The organism is Corallococcus sp. AB049A (assembly GCF_003668885.1).
GTDB classification, from domain to species: Bacteria; Myxococcota; Myxococcia; order Myxococcales; family Myxococcaceae; genus Corallococcus; species Corallococcus interemptor.
This window is the reverse complement of sequence record NZ_RAWL01001031.1, coordinates 1-464: the sequence shown is the minus strand read 5'-3', so window position 1 is coordinate 464 and position 464 is coordinate 1. Positions and strand designations below refer to the sequence as shown.

General features: G+C 59.9%; 1 protein-coding gene. It reads left to right on the top strand.

The window, feature by feature from the left end:
- Positions 1-128 precede the first annotated feature (128 nt).
- The coding region (locus D7X55_RS43105) for a hypothetical protein (protein ID WP_199747390.1) at positions 129-464 on the top strand (336 nt) is incomplete at its 3' end.

Below are 464 nucleotides of genomic sequence, written 5' to 3'. Positions count from 1 at the left end.
CCATGCTGCGGCGCGACGTGAAGCCCGGACCTGCTGGCCCGGCCCGTCAGGAAATTCCCTTGATGGCGCCGCGCGTGGTGATGCTGTACGCCGATGGCGAAACACAGATTTTTCCGTAAGGGCATCCCATGAGCGACAAGGTCGTCCTCGGCATCCATAGTCACGTAGACCCCAATACACAGGGGTCGTTCAATCAGTTCGTGGACGGCCACGCCTGGATCTCGGTGACGCGAAACGGCCATACGACGTTCCATGGCCTGTGGCCAGACAACCATCCACTCGTTGAGGACAATGGCCCAGGTTCGGACATCCGCGAAGGCATGGAAGCCCGGGCCACACCTTCGGCCTCACGCTATTACGAATTGACTCCCGAGCAGGTCAAGCGAAGTGACCAGGCCTTGGGCGAAAATGTCACCTGGTCATATGGCAATACCTGCGCATCGTGGGCGACCAGTACCGTGAAC